At 63.7% G+C, this 14,691-nt stretch carries 13 protein-coding genes; 3 read left to right on the top strand and 10 right to left on the bottom strand.

Features of this window, described 5'->3' with window-relative positions; genetic code table 11:
• Positions 1–28: 28 nt before the first annotated feature.
• Complete coding sequence (locus tag PFU01S_RS08550) at positions 29–634, bottom strand: LPS-assembly lipoprotein LptE (protein WP_027915251.1); 606 nt, start codon at positions 632–634, stop codon at positions 29–31.
• A 61-nt stretch (positions 635–695) separates the two neighbouring features.
• Positions 696–3,302, bottom strand: a complete 2,607-nt coding sequence (gene leuS, locus PFU01S_RS08545; protein ID WP_028687154.1) for a leucine--tRNA ligase — start codon at positions 3,300–3,302, stop codon at positions 696–698.
• Between the two features lie 224 nt (positions 3,303–3,526).
• On the opposite strand from leuS, the gene PFU01S_RS08540 reads away from it, so the two are divergent.
• Together PFU01S_RS08540 and PFU01S_RS08535 are read left to right on the top strand one after the other, a co-directional pair.
• Entirely contained in the window at positions 3,527–3,841 is a 315-nt protein-coding gene (locus PFU01S_RS08540) for a hypothetical protein (protein WP_028687153.1), read from the top strand.
• Between the two features lie 114 nt (positions 3,842–3,955).
• The gene (locus PFU01S_RS08535) at positions 3,956–4,717 is read left to right on the top strand and encodes a YdcF family protein (RefSeq protein ID WP_028687152.1); all 762 of its coding nucleotides are present in this window, start codon (positions 3,956–3,958) and stop codon (positions 4,715–4,717) included.
• A 47-nt stretch (positions 4,718–4,764) separates the two neighbouring features.
• Here PFU01S_RS08535 and lnt read toward each other — a convergent pair whose 3' ends face one another.
• The 8 genes from lnt to PFU01S_RS08495 all read right to left on the bottom strand — a co-directional run bounded on the left by lnt (position 4,765) and on the right by PFU01S_RS08495 (position 12,411).
• Complete coding sequence (gene lnt / locus PFU01S_RS08530; RefSeq protein WP_027915247.1) at positions 4,765–6,282, bottom strand: apolipoprotein N-acyltransferase; 1,518 nt, start codon at positions 6,280–6,282, stop codon at positions 4,765–4,767.
• A gap of 8 nt (positions 6,283–6,290) precedes the next feature.
• Positions 6,291–7,130, bottom strand: a complete 840-nt coding sequence (locus PFU01S_RS08525; protein ID WP_023534628.1) for a CorC family transporter — start codon at positions 7,128–7,130, stop codon at positions 6,291–6,293.
• A gap of 25 nt (positions 7,131–7,155) precedes the next feature.
• Positions 7,156–7,629, bottom strand: coding sequence for an rRNA maturation RNase YbeY (gene ybeY / locus PFU01S_RS08520; RefSeq protein WP_027915246.1), 474 nt, complete (start codon positions 7,627–7,629; stop codon positions 7,156–7,158).
• Complete coding sequence (locus PFU01S_RS08515; protein ID WP_028687151.1) at positions 7,622–8,620, bottom strand: PhoH family protein; 999 nt, start codon at positions 8,618–8,620, stop codon at positions 7,622–7,624. Before PFU01S_RS08515 ends, ybeY begins: the two co-directional genes overlap by 8 nt.
• A 258-nt stretch (positions 8,621–8,878) precedes the next feature.
• Positions 8,879–9,424, bottom strand: a complete 546-nt coding sequence (locus PFU01S_RS08510) for a tetratricopeptide repeat protein (protein WP_027915244.1) — start codon at positions 9,422–9,424, stop codon at positions 8,879–8,881.
• A gap of 254 nt (positions 9,425–9,678) precedes the next feature.
• On the bottom strand, positions 9,679–10,962 hold the full coding sequence (hemL, locus tag PFU01S_RS08505) for a glutamate-1-semialdehyde 2,1-aminomutase (RefSeq protein WP_027915243.1): 1,284 nt from the start codon (positions 10,960–10,962) through the stop codon (positions 9,679–9,681).
• Between the two features lie 15 nt (positions 10,963–10,977).
• Positions 10,978–11,601: a thiamine phosphate synthase gene (thiE, locus tag PFU01S_RS08500; RefSeq protein WP_028687150.1), complete on the bottom strand. Its 624-nt coding sequence runs from the start codon at positions 11,599–11,601 to the stop codon at positions 10,978–10,980.
• A gap of 12 nt (positions 11,602–11,613) precedes the next feature.
• Positions 11,614–12,411 carry a hydroxymethylpyrimidine/phosphomethylpyrimidine kinase gene (locus PFU01S_RS08495; RefSeq protein ID WP_027915241.1) on the bottom strand — a complete coding sequence of 266 codons (798 nt, stop codon included), beginning with the start codon at positions 12,409–12,411 and terminating at the stop codon, positions 11,614–11,616.
• 262 nt (positions 12,412–12,673) lie between these two features.
• Between PFU01S_RS08495 and PFU01S_RS08490 the strand changes: the two genes are divergently transcribed.
• Entirely contained in the window at positions 12,674–14,659 is a 1,986-nt protein-coding gene (locus tag PFU01S_RS08490; RefSeq protein ID WP_028687149.1) for a sensor histidine kinase, read from the top strand.
• Positions 14,660–14,691 lie beyond the last annotated feature (32 nt).

Below are 14,691 nucleotides of genomic sequence, written 5' to 3'. Positions count from 1 at the left end.
AGGGCGCCTGGCGGCGCCCTGCACGGGCTCAGTTGCCCGGCACTTCCAGTGGCGACTGCTGAGGTGTCTCGGCCTGCTGGCGACGCGCAGCTTCAAGCGCATCCGCTTCGGCCTTGGCACGCTCATCGGCCTTGCGCTGCAGCTCATCGAGCTGGGCAGGGGTGAGGTTCTGCAGGCGCACGATCATGGCATTGACCAGGTCGCGGCGCATCTCGTCACGGGCGCGCTTGGCATCCTGCTCGGAACCGGTGATGTTCGAGGCGTCGCGCACATAGATCTTGCGCACTTCGACCTTGTCGCTGGTCAGCTCCAGGTTGTTCAGGCCCTGAATGCTATAGTCCAGCTCGGTGGTCAGCTCGAATTCTGCCGTGCGGTTGCCGCTGTTGTAGGTAACGGCGCGCTGGCGCTCCTGTTCGTTGGTCAGCACCAGGCGGTACGGTGCGCCTGCGTGAACGTTCACGCCGCTGCGCTCGAGCACTTCGCGCAGTTGAACCACGGTCGGGCCGTAGGCATTGCGTGCGCTGACGTCCATCTCCTTGACGCTCAGTTCGCTGGTGCCCGTGCCGCGCAGCTGGAACCCGCAGGCGCTGAGCATGACCGCCAGGCCGACTACCAGCAGATTGCGTTTGATCATGTTGTTGCTCCCTCGTGAGCCTATTCCGCCCGTGCGCAGAGCCTGCGAACGGGCGTTGCCATCAGTTGGCGACGATATTGACCAGTTTGCCCGGCACCACGATGACCTTGCGGATGGCCAGGCCATCGATGAAGCGCAGGACATTCTCGTTGCTGCGCGCGGCGGCTTCGACTTCTTCACGGCTGGCTGCGGCCGGCATCTCGATCTGGCCACGCAGCTTGCCATTGACTTGCACCACCAGGGTCACGGTGTCCTGTACCAGCGCAGTTTCATCCACTGCAGGCCAGGCGGCATCGATGACGGCCTGGTCATGGCCCAGTTGCTTCCACAGCTCGTGGGAGATGTGCGGCGTGATCGGAGCCAGCAGCAGGGTGACGGCTTCGAGGCCTTCGTGCAGCAGGGCACGGTCTTGCGCGGTGGCCTGCGGCGCTTTTTCCAGCACGTTCATCACGGTCATCACCTGGGCGATGGCGGTGTTGAACTTGTGGTACTGGCCTACATCGGTGCTGGCTTGCTTGATGGCGGCGTGGATGGCGCGGCGGATCACTTTCTGCGCGTCATTCAGGGTCGCAACCTCCAGCTTGCCAGGCAGGCCTTGGGCGACATGAGCCTGGGCCAGGCGCCAGACGCGGCGCAGGAAGCGGCTGGCGCCCTCTACGCCGGAGTCGGACCACTCCAGGCTCATGTCGGGCGGCGAGGCGAACATCATGAACAGGCGGCAGGTATCGGCGCCGTACTGCTCGATCATCGACTGGGGATCGACGCCGTTGTTCTTGGACTTGGACATCTTCTCGGTGCCGCCGATTTCAACCGGCAGGCCATCGGTCTTCAGGCGTGCGCCGACGATCTTGGCCTTGGCGTCGCGCTCGACTTCGACATCGGCGGGGTTGAACCAGTCCTTGCCGCCGTTGCTGGCGACCCGGTAGTAGGTTTCGGCCACGACCATGCCCTGGGTCAGCAGGTTCTTGAACGGTTCGTTCGAAGTGACCAGGCCTTCGTCACGCATCAGCTTGTGGAAGAAACGCGCATACAGCAGGTGCAGGATGGCGTGTTCGATGCCGCCGATGTACTGGTCGACCGGCAGCCAGTGGTTGGCCGCTTTGGGGTCTACCATGCCGCCTTCGTAGTTGGGCGAGGCATAGCGCGCGAAGTACCACGAGGACTCGACGAAGGTGTCCATCGTGTCGGTTTCGCGTTTGGCCGCAGTGCCGCACTTGGGGCAGCTGCATTCGTAGAATTCGGGCATGCGTGCCAGCGGCGAGCCTGCACCGTCCGGCACCACGTTTTCAGGCAGGGTAACCGGCAATTGGTCTTCCGGCACCGGCACATCGCCGCAGGACGGGCAGTGGATGATGGGAATCGGGCAGCCCCAGTAACGCTGACGGCTGATGCCCCAGTCGCGCAGGCGGAACTGGGTGCGGGACTTGCCCAGGTCTTTGCGCACCAGCGCCGCTTCGATGGCGTCGAAGGCGCCGGCGAAATCCAGGCCGTCGAACTCGCCGGAGTTGATCAGCTGGCCATGCTCGCCATAGGCGGCCTGCCACTCTGCGCCCACTTCGTCACCTGCACTGGTACGCACCACGGCCTTGATCGGCAGGTCGTACTTGCGGGCGAACTCGAAATCGCGTTCGTCGTGGGCTGGCACGGCCATGACGGCACCGTCGCCGTAGTGCATCAGCACGTAGTTGGCGACCCAGACCGGCAGTTTCTCACCGGTGAGCGGGTGCTCGACCAGCAAGGACGTGGCCATGCCTTTCTTTTCCTGGGTGGCCATGTCCGCTTCGGCCACGCTGCCGCCCTTGCACTCGTCGATGAAGGCCTGCAGCGCCGGGTTGCCCTGGGCCGCCTGGGTGGCCAGCGGGTGCTCGGCGGCGACCGCCACGTAGGTGGCGCCCATCAACGTGTCCGGGCGAGTGGTGAAGACCTTCAGCGTGCCGGTGTGGCCAATGCTGGCCTGATCGTACGGGAACTGCACTTCCATGCCGCGGGACTTGCCGATCCAGTTGCGCTGCATGGTCTTGACCTGTTCAGGCCAGCCCGGCAGCTCGTCGAGGCTTTCCAGCAGCTCATCGGCATAGTCGGTGATGCGGAAGTAGTACATCGGGATTTCGCGCTTTTCAATCAGCGCGCCGGAGCGCCAGCCGCGCCCGTCGATGACCTGTTCGTTGGCCAGCACGGTCTGGTCAGCCGGGTCCCAGTTAACGGTGCCGTTCTTGCGATAGATGATGCCCTTCTCGAACAGGCGGGTGAACAGCCACTGCTCCCAACGGTAGTAGTCGGGCTTGCAGGTGGTGACCTCGCGGGCCCAGTCGATGGCAAGGCCCAGGCTCTTGAGCTGGGTCTTCATGTAGTCGATGTTTTCGTAGGTCCACTTGGCCGGGGCGACGTTGTTCTTCATCGCCGCGTTTTCGGCGGGCATGCCGAAGGCGTCCCAGCCCATCGGCTGCAGGACGTTCTTGCCCAGCATGCGCTGGTAGCGGGCAATCACGTCGCCGATGGTGTAGTTGCGCACGTGGCCCATGTGTAGCTTGCCGCTCGGGTACGGGAACATCGACAGGCAGTAGTACGTGTCCTTGCCTGGCTGTTCGGTAACAGCGAACGATTGTTGCTCGTCCCAGAACGTCTGGGCGGCGGCTTCGATATCACGGGGCGTGTATTGTTCGTGCATGGCTACTTTTGGCTGAGAGAGAGGAGACCTTTCCAGGCAGCGAACCTCGCTGCGTCCGGCACTCCGGTGTCATCGGGAGTGAACGCCGTAGCATACAGCAGCGCCGCGCATCGTGGGAAACGTTCGTTGCGAATGGCCGCTGGTCGCAGCGCCGGGCTGCTTTTCGCAACGACGCTAAGCTCTGGGGTGGGGGAGATAATCGTTATCTTCAATGAGGTGAACGAATGGGAGAGTCGCAGCTACCTGCAGTAAAACCAGAACTCTATGAGCGCCTGATCGATAGGCTGGGCCTTGCCCTGGATACGGCCAGAACGTCCATGCGGCTTCGGGACGAGGCGCTGACCGAGTTGGAATTGCGTGGCTTGAGCCGCGCTGAGTTCGATGTGATCAAGGCGTATCTGGATACTTTCCAGAAGCGCGCTAACGAGGCGGCATGCCCTAGGCCGCAGGCTGAGCCTGCGTCGGCCAGGATCATCTGGCTCAAGGACATCAAGCGCACCGTGCGCACGCCACGCACACGCAAGGCCTCCCGCCGCTAGGGGTTGCGCGGCGCATGTCCAGGGTTTGCACATTTATCCGACCTTGATCGACGCCGGCCATGTTGTTGGCCGGCGCCGATGCTTTTAGTCTGCACACCTTCGAAGGAGGTGTGCATGCCCATCCGCTATTTCATCAAGCAATGGTTGTTACCCCCCGGTGTGCTGTTTCTGCTGCTGCTTGCAGCCTGGTGGCTGCGCAGGCGTCGCCCCCGGCTGGCCGCTGTGTGCTTTGTGGCAGTACTGGGCGGGCTGTGGATGACCAGCTTGCCCGTGGCCGTGCAGTACCTGGCAGAAGCGCTGGAAACCGAGCCTGCGTTAGCCGGGCAGGACTGGCCTGGCCTCAAGCGTCGGGCCGATGCCATCGTCGTGCTGGGCGCAGGGCGTGAACGGGGCGACCCTGCCTGGGCGGGTGTCGACCAGCCGACGCCCACGGCCCTGGAACGGCTGCGCCTTGCCGCTCGCCTGGCCAAGGCGTCCGGGCTACCGGTGCTGACCAGCGGCGGGCTGCACTACGGCACACCGCCCAGCGAGGCGCAGCTGATGGCTGACAGCCTGCATGAGGACTTCGACGTTGAGGTGACGTGGTTGGAGCAGGCCAGCCGCACCACTTGGGAAAATGCCCAGTACTCGGCGAGCGTGCTTCAGCCGTTGGGGATACGCCGCGTCGTGGTAGTGACCCAGGCCTGGCACATGCAGCGCTCGCGCTGGAGCTTCGAGCAGGCAGGTTTCGAGGTGGTACCCGCGCCGGTCGGTTTCCTCGGCCGTGATCCCGCGCGGCCATTCGGAGGTTGGCTGCCGGAAAGCCGGGCGATGTGGCAGAGCGGGCAGTTGCTCAACGAGGTAGCAGGGCTGGTGGGGTATCGATTGTTCTACTGAAGGGGGGCTGCGAAGCAGCCCCTTGCAACGTCAACTGCAAGGCCGCATCACACGGCCCTGGCCACACGCCCGGCCATCAACGCCCAGGCCAGCAGCAACCCACACAGGATCGCAAGCGGCCACGAACGCCATTGCAGATAAGGCGTCAGCTGCTGCATCGGCACGACCTCGCCGTACATCACCGCCTGCTGGAACTGAGGCACCTGGGTCGTGATGCGCCCGAACGGGTCGATCAAGGCCGTCACGCCATTGTTGGTGGCGCGGATCATCCAGCGGCCGGCTTCAAGCGCACGCATCTGAGCCATCTGCAAGTGCTGCAGCGGGCCTATGGAAGTGCCGAACCAGGTATCGTTGCTGATGGTCAGCAGCAAGTCGCTGCGTGCTGCCAGGCCGGCGGCAAACTCGGGGTAGACCACCTCGTAGCAGATGTAAGGCGCGATCTGATAACCCTTGGCCTGGAGCAGCGGTTGGTCCTCAGGGCCCCGGGCGAAATCCGACATGGGCAGGTTGAAGAACTCGATCAGCCCTCGCAGCATGTCTTGCAGCGGGACATATTCGCCAAAGGGCACCAGCTTCTGCTTGAGGTAGGTGCCGTCCCCTTCGCCCGTGACGGTGATGCCGTTGAAGTAACGACGCTGACGGTGCACCACCTCGCGAACCGGCACGCCGGTGATCAGGGCTGAATGCCGCTCTGCGGCGAAGCGGCCCATGACGTCGATGTAGCCTTGGGCCTGGTCCTTGAGCACAGGTACCGCGGTTTCCGGCCAGATCAGCAAGTCGGCAGGCTTTGAACTGAAACTCAGGTCGCGGTACAGGGCCAGCTGGGCGTCGATATGCGCCGGGTCCCACTTCACGTCCTGCTCGACGTTGCCCTGAATGGCAGCGACCTTGAGCGGCTCGCCTGCGGGGGTGGTCCAGGCATGCCCTTTGAGCGCCAACCCCACTGCCCAGGGGGTGAGCAGCAGCACGCAGGCGATGGCAAGAAAGCCCGGGCGGGCACGCAAACGGTTGAGGTTGCACAGCAGCGCAGCCGTCAGGGCCAACGCAAACGACACCAGCCACACCCCACCCAGAGGCGCCAGGCCGGCCAGCGGGCCGTCCAGTTGGCTGTAGCCTGCGTACAACCACGGGAAGCCGGTGAGGAACCAGCCGCGGAACGCCTCTTGCGCCACCCATAGGGCAGCAAAGCCCAGCGCATCGGCCAGGGGCGCCTCGCTGCGCCGCAGCCAGCGCGCCCACAACCAGGTGGGCAGCGCGAAGAACCAGGCCAGGGCCGCAAAGAACGCGACCAGCAGCGCAATGGCCAACAGCGGCGAGGCGCCGCCGTAGTTGGTCATGCTGACGTAGATCCACCAGGTGCCGGCGCCGTAAAGGCCAAAGCCGAACCACCAGCCACGCCACAGTGCCTGGCGCGGGCCAAGCTCGCGCAGGCCCAGGTAGAGCATGGCGATGGACAGCAGCGCCAGTGGCCACAGATCGAATGGCGCCAGGGCCAGGAGGGTAGAAGCGCCGGCCGCCAAGGCCAGCAGGTTACCGGGCCAGCCGGGGCGGGTGATCCAGCGCATGTCGTTCCTTAACGGTTGATCGGGGTCAGGCGCAGCAGGTGTATCCGGCGGCTGTCGGCGTTGAGCACGCGGAACTTGTACGCACCGATTTCGGTGGTTTCGTTGCGCTTGGGCAAATGGCCGAACGCACTCATCACCAAACCGCCGACGGTGTCGAACTCATCGTCGGAGAACGCGCTGTCGAAGGATTCGTTGAAGTGCTCGATCGGCGTCAGTGCCTTGACCAGGAAGTCGCCGTTAGGCAGCGGCTTGATATAGCTGTCCTCTTCGACGTCATGTTCGTCTTCGATATCGCCGACGATCTGTTCGAGCACATCCTCGATGGTCACCAGGCCAGCCACGCCGCCGTATTCATCGATGACGATGGCCATGTGGTTGTGGTTGGCGCGAAACTCGCGCAGCAGCACGTTCAGGCGCTTGGACTCGGGCACGAACGTGGCCGGGCGCAGCAGCGTCTTGATGTCGAAGTTGTCGCCGTTCTCCTTGAGAATCAGCGGCAGCAGGTCCTTGGCGAGCAGGACACCGAGCACATCGTCATGGCTTTCGCCGATTACCGGGTAGCGCGAGTGCGCTGCGTCGATCACCGCCGGCAGGAACTCGCGTGGTGACTGGCCGGCCTTGATGCTGTTCATCTGCGAGCGTGGCACCATGATGTCACGCACCTGAAGGTCCGCCACCTGGATGGCCCCTTCGACGATGGTCAGCGCCTCGCTGTCGAGCAGCTTGTTCTGATGTGCTTCGCGCAGCAGCTCCAGGAGCTCCTGGCGGTTTTTCGGCTCATGGGCAAAAGCCTGGGTCAGTTTACCCAGCCAGGACTTCTGCCCGTTGCTCGATCGATCTTCGCTCATGGCGGTTCTCGTGATCCTTGGTCTATCAGTGTGGGGTTGATTCGGTTTCGTCATCGGCGTATGGGTCCGGGTGACCCAGTTGCGCCAGCAATTCTCGTTCCAGGCTTTCCATTTCCTCGGCTTCCTCATCCTCGATGTGGTCGTAGCCAAGCAGATGCAGGCAGCCATGAATGACCAGATGTGCCCAGTGCGCCTCCAGCGACTTGCCTTGCTCGGCCGCCTCGCGTTCAACCACCGCGACGCAGATCACCAGGTCGCCCAGCAAGGGAATATCGAGCAGCTCATCTGGCACGTCGGCCGGGAAGGACAACACGTTGGTCGCGTAGTCCTTGTGCCGATACGTGTGATTGAGCTCGCGTGCTTCCGCTTCGTCGACAAGACGAATGGTCATCTCCGAGTCGGCCTTGCGTTGCTGCAAGGCCAGCTCGCACCAGCGGCGAAAGTCGGCATCAATCGGGGCGAGCGCCTGGGTCGCCCGTTGTATGTCCAGTTCAAGCATTTTTGCCGGGTGCCTCGGGGGTGGCTTGGCGGGCTTCGAAGCGGTCATAGGCCTCGACGATACGCTGCACCAAGGGGTGACGTACCACGTCCTTGGGCTGGAAGTGGGTGAAACTGATACCCGGCACGTCCCGTAGCACCTCGATCACATGCGCCAGACCCGACTTGGTGCCCCGGGGCAGGTCGACCTGGGTGATGTCGCCGGTGATCACCGCCGTGGAGCCAAAGCCGATGCGGGTGAGGAACATCTTCATCTGCTCGAGCGTGGTGTTCTGGCTTTCGTCGAGAATGATGAAGCTGTTGTTCAGGGTGCGACCGCGCATGTAGGCAAGCGGCGCAATTTCGATGACCTGGCGTTCGATCAGCTTGGCCACGTGCTCGAAACCCAGCATTTCATAAAGGGCGTCGTAAAGCGGGCGCAGATAAGGGTCGATCTTCTGAGCAAGGTCGCCCGGCAGGAACCCGAGCTTCTCGCCAGCTTCAACGGCCGGGCGCACCAGCAGGATACGGCGAACCTGTTCACGTTCCAGCGCGTCGACGGCACAGGCCACGGCCAGGTATGTCTTGCCGGTACCGGCCGGGCCGATGCCGAAGTTGATGTCGTTGGCCAGGATCTCCTTGACGTAGCGCTGCTGGTTGGCGCCCCGTGGTCGGATATTGCCCTTGCGCGTGCGCAGCGAGACGCTGACCTCGTTTACCGCCGGGTTGTCGATGTGCTCGACGGCCGATTCCTGAAGGTACAGGTGCACGGTTTCCGGCGACAGCTCGGTGGCCTGGGTCTCACGGTAGAGACGGCGCAGCAGTTGCTCGGCAGCATGGGTGGTCTTGGATTCGCCGATCAGTTCGAACTGATTGCCGCGGTTGCGGATCTCGATGGCCAGGCGCTGTTCGATCAAGCGCAGGTGCTCGTCGAATTGGCCACACAAGTTGGCGAAACGGTGGGCCTCGAAAGGTTCGAGGATGAAACGATGGGGTTCGATGGGTGCGTTCAAGGTCGTTTATAGCCGCCCGACGGCAATGAGTGTGAACTCAAGAATAACCCTTGAATGGCAGTGGCGAAAGTCCTGATGGGTTCAACGGCGTTATGCCCAGCAAAGCCCAGGCTCTGCGTGAAAAGCCTTGATACTCGGTGATTGAAAACAGCCTGGAGCGCCAGCCCGGTCGGAATGCTCATTTACAACCCGTAAACTCCGCTTCCTCGGCCGTTTTCGCCTTGCCTGACCTTCGTCTCAAGACTTTTCCCACAGAGCCTAGGGCAGCGGGGAGAACGGCGAGCGTCCCTCGGCGTTCTGCAGCTCCAGCAGGTACTTGCGGAAGATCTGGCCGAGCACCTGCGTCGCATGCTCCAGGTCGTCCCTGGGCATCTGCTCTGTCACTTCATCTGCCATGTCCAGGGCATCTTCAGCGCCATTGACTGCCGCCATCTTCAAGAGAATGTAGGCCTGCACGTTGTTGGCCTTGACCCCTTCGCCGCGGAAAAACATCGACCCTAGGCGGTACTGGGCCTCGGCGTGGCCTTGCAGGGACGCTTTCTGGTACCAGTCCAGTGCCTTGTTGAGGTTCTTTGGCGCTTGCGCATAGAAGTACTCGCCCAGCTCGAACTGTGCCTGGGCATCGCCGGCATCGGCCACCTGTTCACAGCTCTTGAGTGCGCTTGCCAGGTCCTGCGGCTGCACGTTCAAGGTGCAGCGACCCGTCGTCGGGATGAGCAACGAGTTACCGCCCTCCGCCAGGGCCAGCAGGGGCTGGAGAAGCAACAGGCAGCCCAGGGTGAGGGCGCGGCCGGTGCGGTTCATGGGGATCGACTTACCTCTGCAAAGCTGCGGCCAATGTCTCTGGTGGCACATTATGGGATAAGCAGCGCCAACCTTACAAAGTTTTACTCGAATTTATGTCGGCGTGGCGAAACAGGCTGATGGCAAGAGTCCTTCGTTACCCGTATGGCCTCATCGAACGCGCGCCCGTTCACACGGCGTACGCCCCTGGCGATGGCCGGTACAACCACCGTGATAGCGGGTTCTACCGGCGATCACGGTGGGGAAGCGCCGGGTTACTTCAGGGCTGCGAAGGCCTTTTCAGCAGCATCCAGGGTGATCTGCAGCTCGTTGTCGCCATGAGCGATCGAGGTGAAGCCAGCTTCGAACGCGCTCGGCGCCAGGTACACGCCACCGTCGAGCATCAGGTGGAAGAACTGCTTGAAGCGACTGGCGTCACTGGCCATTACGTCATCGAAGGTGACGATGTCGTCGGCCCCGCTGAAGTACAGGCCGAACATACCGCCAGCCTGCGTGGTCACGAACGGCACGCCGGCAGCGTCGGCGCGCTGTTGCAGGCCGTCGAGCATGCGGCTGGTGTAGTCGGTCAGCTCGGCGTGGAAGCCTGGACGACTGATCAGCTTGAGCGTGGTCAGGCCGGCGGCCATGGCCAGCGGGTTGCCCGACAGCGTACCCGCCTGGTAGACCGGACCCAGCGGGGCGATGCAGCCCATGATTTCGCGCTTGCCGCCAAAGCAGCCGACCGGCATGCCGCCGCCGACGATCTTGCCGAAGGTGGACAAGTCGGGGGTGATGCCGTAGTGCGCCTGCGCGCCGCCTAGCGAAACCCGGAAACCGGTCATCACCTCATCGAAGATCAACACCACGCCGTGCTTGTCGCACTGCTCGCGCAGGCCTTCAAGGAAGCCCGGCGCCGGCGGTACGCAGTTCATGTTGCCGGCAACCGGCTCGACGATGATGCAGGCCACGGTCTGGCCCACTTCGGCCAGCGTCTTCTCGACGGCGGCGATGTCGTTGAAGGGCAGGGTCAGGGTGTGCTTGGCGAAGTCGGCCGGCACGCCGGCCGAGCTGGGCACGCCTTGGGTCAGCAGGCCGGAGCCGGCCTTGACCAACAGGCTGTCGGAGTGGCCGTGATAGCAGCCCTCGAACTTGATGATCGCGTCACGGCCGGTGTAGCCACGGGCCAGGCGGATGGCGCTCATGGTCGCCTCGGTACCCGAGCTGACCATGCGCACCATTTCCATGGAAGGCACCAGCGAGCACACCAGGTCTGCCATTTCGGTTTCCATGGCGGTCGGGGCACCATAGGACAGCCCGTGTTCCAGCTGGCGACGTACCGAGTCCAGCACGTCAGGGTGGCCATGGCCCAGGATCATCGGGCCCCAGGAACCCACGTAGTCGACGTAGCGCTTGTCATCTTCGTCGACGACGTAGGCACCCTCGGCATGCTTGAAGAACAAAGGCGTGCCGCCCACGCTCTTGAACGCGCGCACGGGCGAGTTGACACCACCGGGGATGTGCTTCTGGGCTTGGGCGAAAAGTGCTTCGGAACGGGACATGGAAATTCTCTCGAATCAGGATGCGAACAAGGCGTTGAAGGCGTGGGCGCGGCGGGTGACTTCCTGCGCGCTGTCGGCACCGAACAAGCCGTGGATCACCGCCAGCAGGTCGGCACCGTGGTGCACCAGTGCTGCGGCATTGTCGAGGGTGACCCCGCCGATGGCGGCGATCGGCAGGTTCACCTGGGCGCGCGCCTGCGCCAGAAGACGGACGTCGGCAGCCGGGGCGCCGGGTTTGGTGCTGGAGGTGAAAAAGCGGCCGAAGGCGACGTAGCTGGCGCCTTCGCGGGCTGCCTGGGCGGCCAGGTCCAGGCTGGCATGGCAGGTCGAGCCAATGATCGCCGCGCTGCCCAGCAGGGCGCGTGCAGGGGTCAGCGGCCCGTCGGTTTGCCCCAGGTGGACGCCCACGCCCAGGTGCCTGGCCAGTTCGGCATCGTCGTTGATGATCAGCTGGGTGCCGTAGCGCTCGCACAATTGCTGGAGCGCCTGGGCTTCTCGCAAGCGCCGCGCGGCGTCGTCGCTTTTGTCACGGTACTGCAGAAGGCATACGCCCCCTTCGAGAGCTGCCTCCACATGAGACAGGAATCGGCCGGCCAGCAATTGGCTGTCGGTGATGGCATACAGGCCGCGTAGCGTCATGAGCACCTCGAGTCAGGAGCAGAAATCCAGGGGCAGGCGCCGAGGCACGAACTGGCCTCGTCCCAACTGCTCCGCATCGCGCAGGGTGCGCCAGGTGTAGTCCAGGGCCGTGCGCACGGCGCTTTCCAGGTGCTCGCCCAGGGCCAGTCGACCCGCCAGGGCGCTGGCCAGGGTGCAGCCCGATCCGTGGTAGCTGCCCGGCAGGCGTTGGCAGGTCGAGGTGCTGCGGTGACCGTCGCGGCTGTACAGACGGTTGTGGATTTCCACCTCGTCGCCGTGTCCGCCCGTGATCAGCACGTGCTCGCAGAACTCCAGCAGCCTGGCAGCGCACTCGTCGGCGCTGCCGTCGGGCAGCTCGGCGAGAATGCGGGCTTCGGGCAGGTTCGGCGTGGTGATGGTCGCCAGCGGCAACAGGCGTTCACGCAGGGCATAGCCTACTTCGTCCTTGCCCAGGCGGCCGCCGCCGCCTGCACGCAGCACCGGGTCGCACACCAACGGCAGGTGCGGGTGCGCAGCCAGCAGCTCGGCCACGGTATCGACCATGTCGATCGAGCCGAGCATGCCCAGCTTGACCGCGGCCACCGTGGAGTCGGTGAGCACGGCATTGGCCTGGGCCAGCACCCACTCACGGTCGAGCACGCGGAAGTCGGAGACATTGACGGTATCCTGCACGGTCAGGGCGGTCACCGCGGGCGCGGCATGACAGCCTTGTGCAAGCAGGGCTTCGATATCTGCCTGCAAGCCGGCGCCGCCACTGGGGTCGTGGCCGGAGAGACAGAGGACAACGGGGCGGGAGGCGTAGGTATTCATGGTCGGCGAGCTTACCACCAAACCTGTTTGTGCGGACCTTGCGCGTGCAGGTCGGTGCGTTTTCCGAAGAACGGTATGCGCCCCTGAATGCCGCTAAGGCCCGTTCCAGAGCGGTCCTGTGGGTTTTGTGCGGCCGCTCGACGCAGCTTGAGGCTGTGCTAGAGTGCGCAGATAAATCGATAAACAGGTTCTGCAGGATTTCGTCGTCTCAAACGGAAAGGGGGCAACCGCGACGCGACCGGACAGGCCTTGCTGGGGCTGTATGCGCTATTTGCTGATTGTGCTCATGGGTTTGCTGCCCACATTCGCCGAAGCGGTGGACATCACCGCGGCCACCCGTCACCTGCCTCTGGGCAAGGTCATGCAGGTTTATGAAGACCCGGACGGCAGCGCCAGCATCACGGATGTCAGTGCGCCCGACTTCGCGCAGCGTTTTCGCCCCCACCCTGAAGACGTCCTCAATGCCGGGTTTTCCACGTCGGTGTTCTGGCTCAAGCTCGAACTTCACCCTGACCCGGCGCCGGGCATGCCCCTGCACTGGTTGCTGGAGCTGGCCTACCCACCCCTCGATCACCTCGACCTTTACCTGACGGGCCCGGACGGGCGCTTTCGCTTGGCCCAGCGCACGGGTGATGCGTTGCCTTATTCAAGCCGGGAGATCCGTCAGGACAACTACCTGTTCAACCTGCAATTGCCACCTGGCCAGGTCACCACCGTCTTTATGCGGCTGCACAGCCAGGGCTCGGTGCAGGCGCCGCTGGCCCTCTGGTCGCCCCAGGCTTACCTCGAAGCCCAGGCCACGCGCCTGTACGTGCTGGGGATGATCTACGGGGTACTGTTGGTGATGCTGGTGTACAACCTGTTCCTGTACCTGAGCGTGCGGGACGTCAGCTACCTGTACTACATCCTCTATATTGCCTCCTTCGGCCTTTACCAGGTCTCGGTCAACGGCGCCGGCATCGCTTACCTGTGGCCTGACAGCCCCTGGTGGGCCAATGCCTGCACACCGTTGTTCGTCGGCGCAGCTGCGCTGTTCGGCTCTCAGTTCGCCCGGCATTTTCTGCAGCTTCGCCATAAAAGCCGTGGCTTTGACCGGTTGCTGCAGGCGCTGATGCTGGGCGGTGCCGTGGTGATGGTGCTGTCTGTGAGCGTGCCCTATGGCCTCGCCATGCGCCTTGCCACCGCCTTGGCGCTCGTGTTCAGCCTGGGCGTTTTCTGCGCAGGGCTCGACGCCTGGCGGCGCGGCCTGCGCGTGGCGCGCTGGTTCATCATCGCCTGGACCGCGTTTCTGGTCGGGGGGCTGGTCAATACGCTGATGGTGCTGGGCTACCTGCCGAACATGTTCCTGACCATGTATGCCAGCCAATTGGGCGCTGCGCTGGAGGTGGCGTTGCTATCGCTGGCCTTGGCAGACCGCATCAAGACGCTGCGCGACGAGCAGGCCCGCACCCTGCGTGAGACGGGGCAGCAACTGGAGGTGCTCAACCAGCAACTGGCCAACAGCAACCGGCTCAAGGATGAGTTTCTGGCCTGCGTCACCCATGAACTGCGCACCCCGATGAATGGCGTGATCGGGTCCCTGGAGCTGATGCATACCCTGCCGATGGACGCGGAAATGGCCCGCTTCCACCAGACGGCGGTGGGCTCGGCTCAGGGCATGATGAACATGGTCGACGACATCCTGACCTTGTCCGAATTGCAAGCAGGGCGGCTGCGAGCGCAGCCAGCGCCCTTCGACCTTCGGACATTGCTGCAAGGCTTGCGCGCTACGTATGCCGGCCAGGCGCTGGGCAAGGGCCTGTACTTGAGTGTGGACATGCCGGCGGACCTGCCCGACCGGCTGGTGGGGGATGGGCCGAAGCTGGCCCGCTGCCTGGGGTGCCTGGTGGACAACGGCCTGAAATTCACCCACCAGGGCGGTGTGATGATCCAGGTCCGGGGGCAGCACAGGGGCCCTAATCAACTGGCCTTGACGTTTACCGTGAGCGACACGGGTATCGGTTTCGAAGACCTCGACCAGTCGATTCTTTATCAGCGGTTCTTTCAGGTGGATGGCTCCATGACCCGGCGCTATGGCGGGTTGGGCATTGGCCTTGCCATCTGCAGGCAGATGAGCGAATTGCTGGGGGCACGGCTATCGCATCAATCGGCGCCTGGTGTGGGCAGTCGGTTCGAGATGAGTCTGGAATTGGCGATTTCGCAGGGGCAGGTGGCTGTGCAGGGGCATGAGGGGCGGCGTTGGCGGTAAGCATCGGTAGGTTAGGACGATGTGCTGTTAGC

Source organism: Pseudomonas fulva NBRC 16637 = DSM 17717 (assembly GCF_000730565.1).
Lineage (GTDB): Bacteria > Pseudomonadota > Gammaproteobacteria > Pseudomonadales > Pseudomonadaceae > Aquipseudomonas > Aquipseudomonas fulva.
The sequence above is the reverse complement of the archived record's forward strand: the minus strand, read 5'-3'. Positions and strand labels throughout refer to the sequence as shown.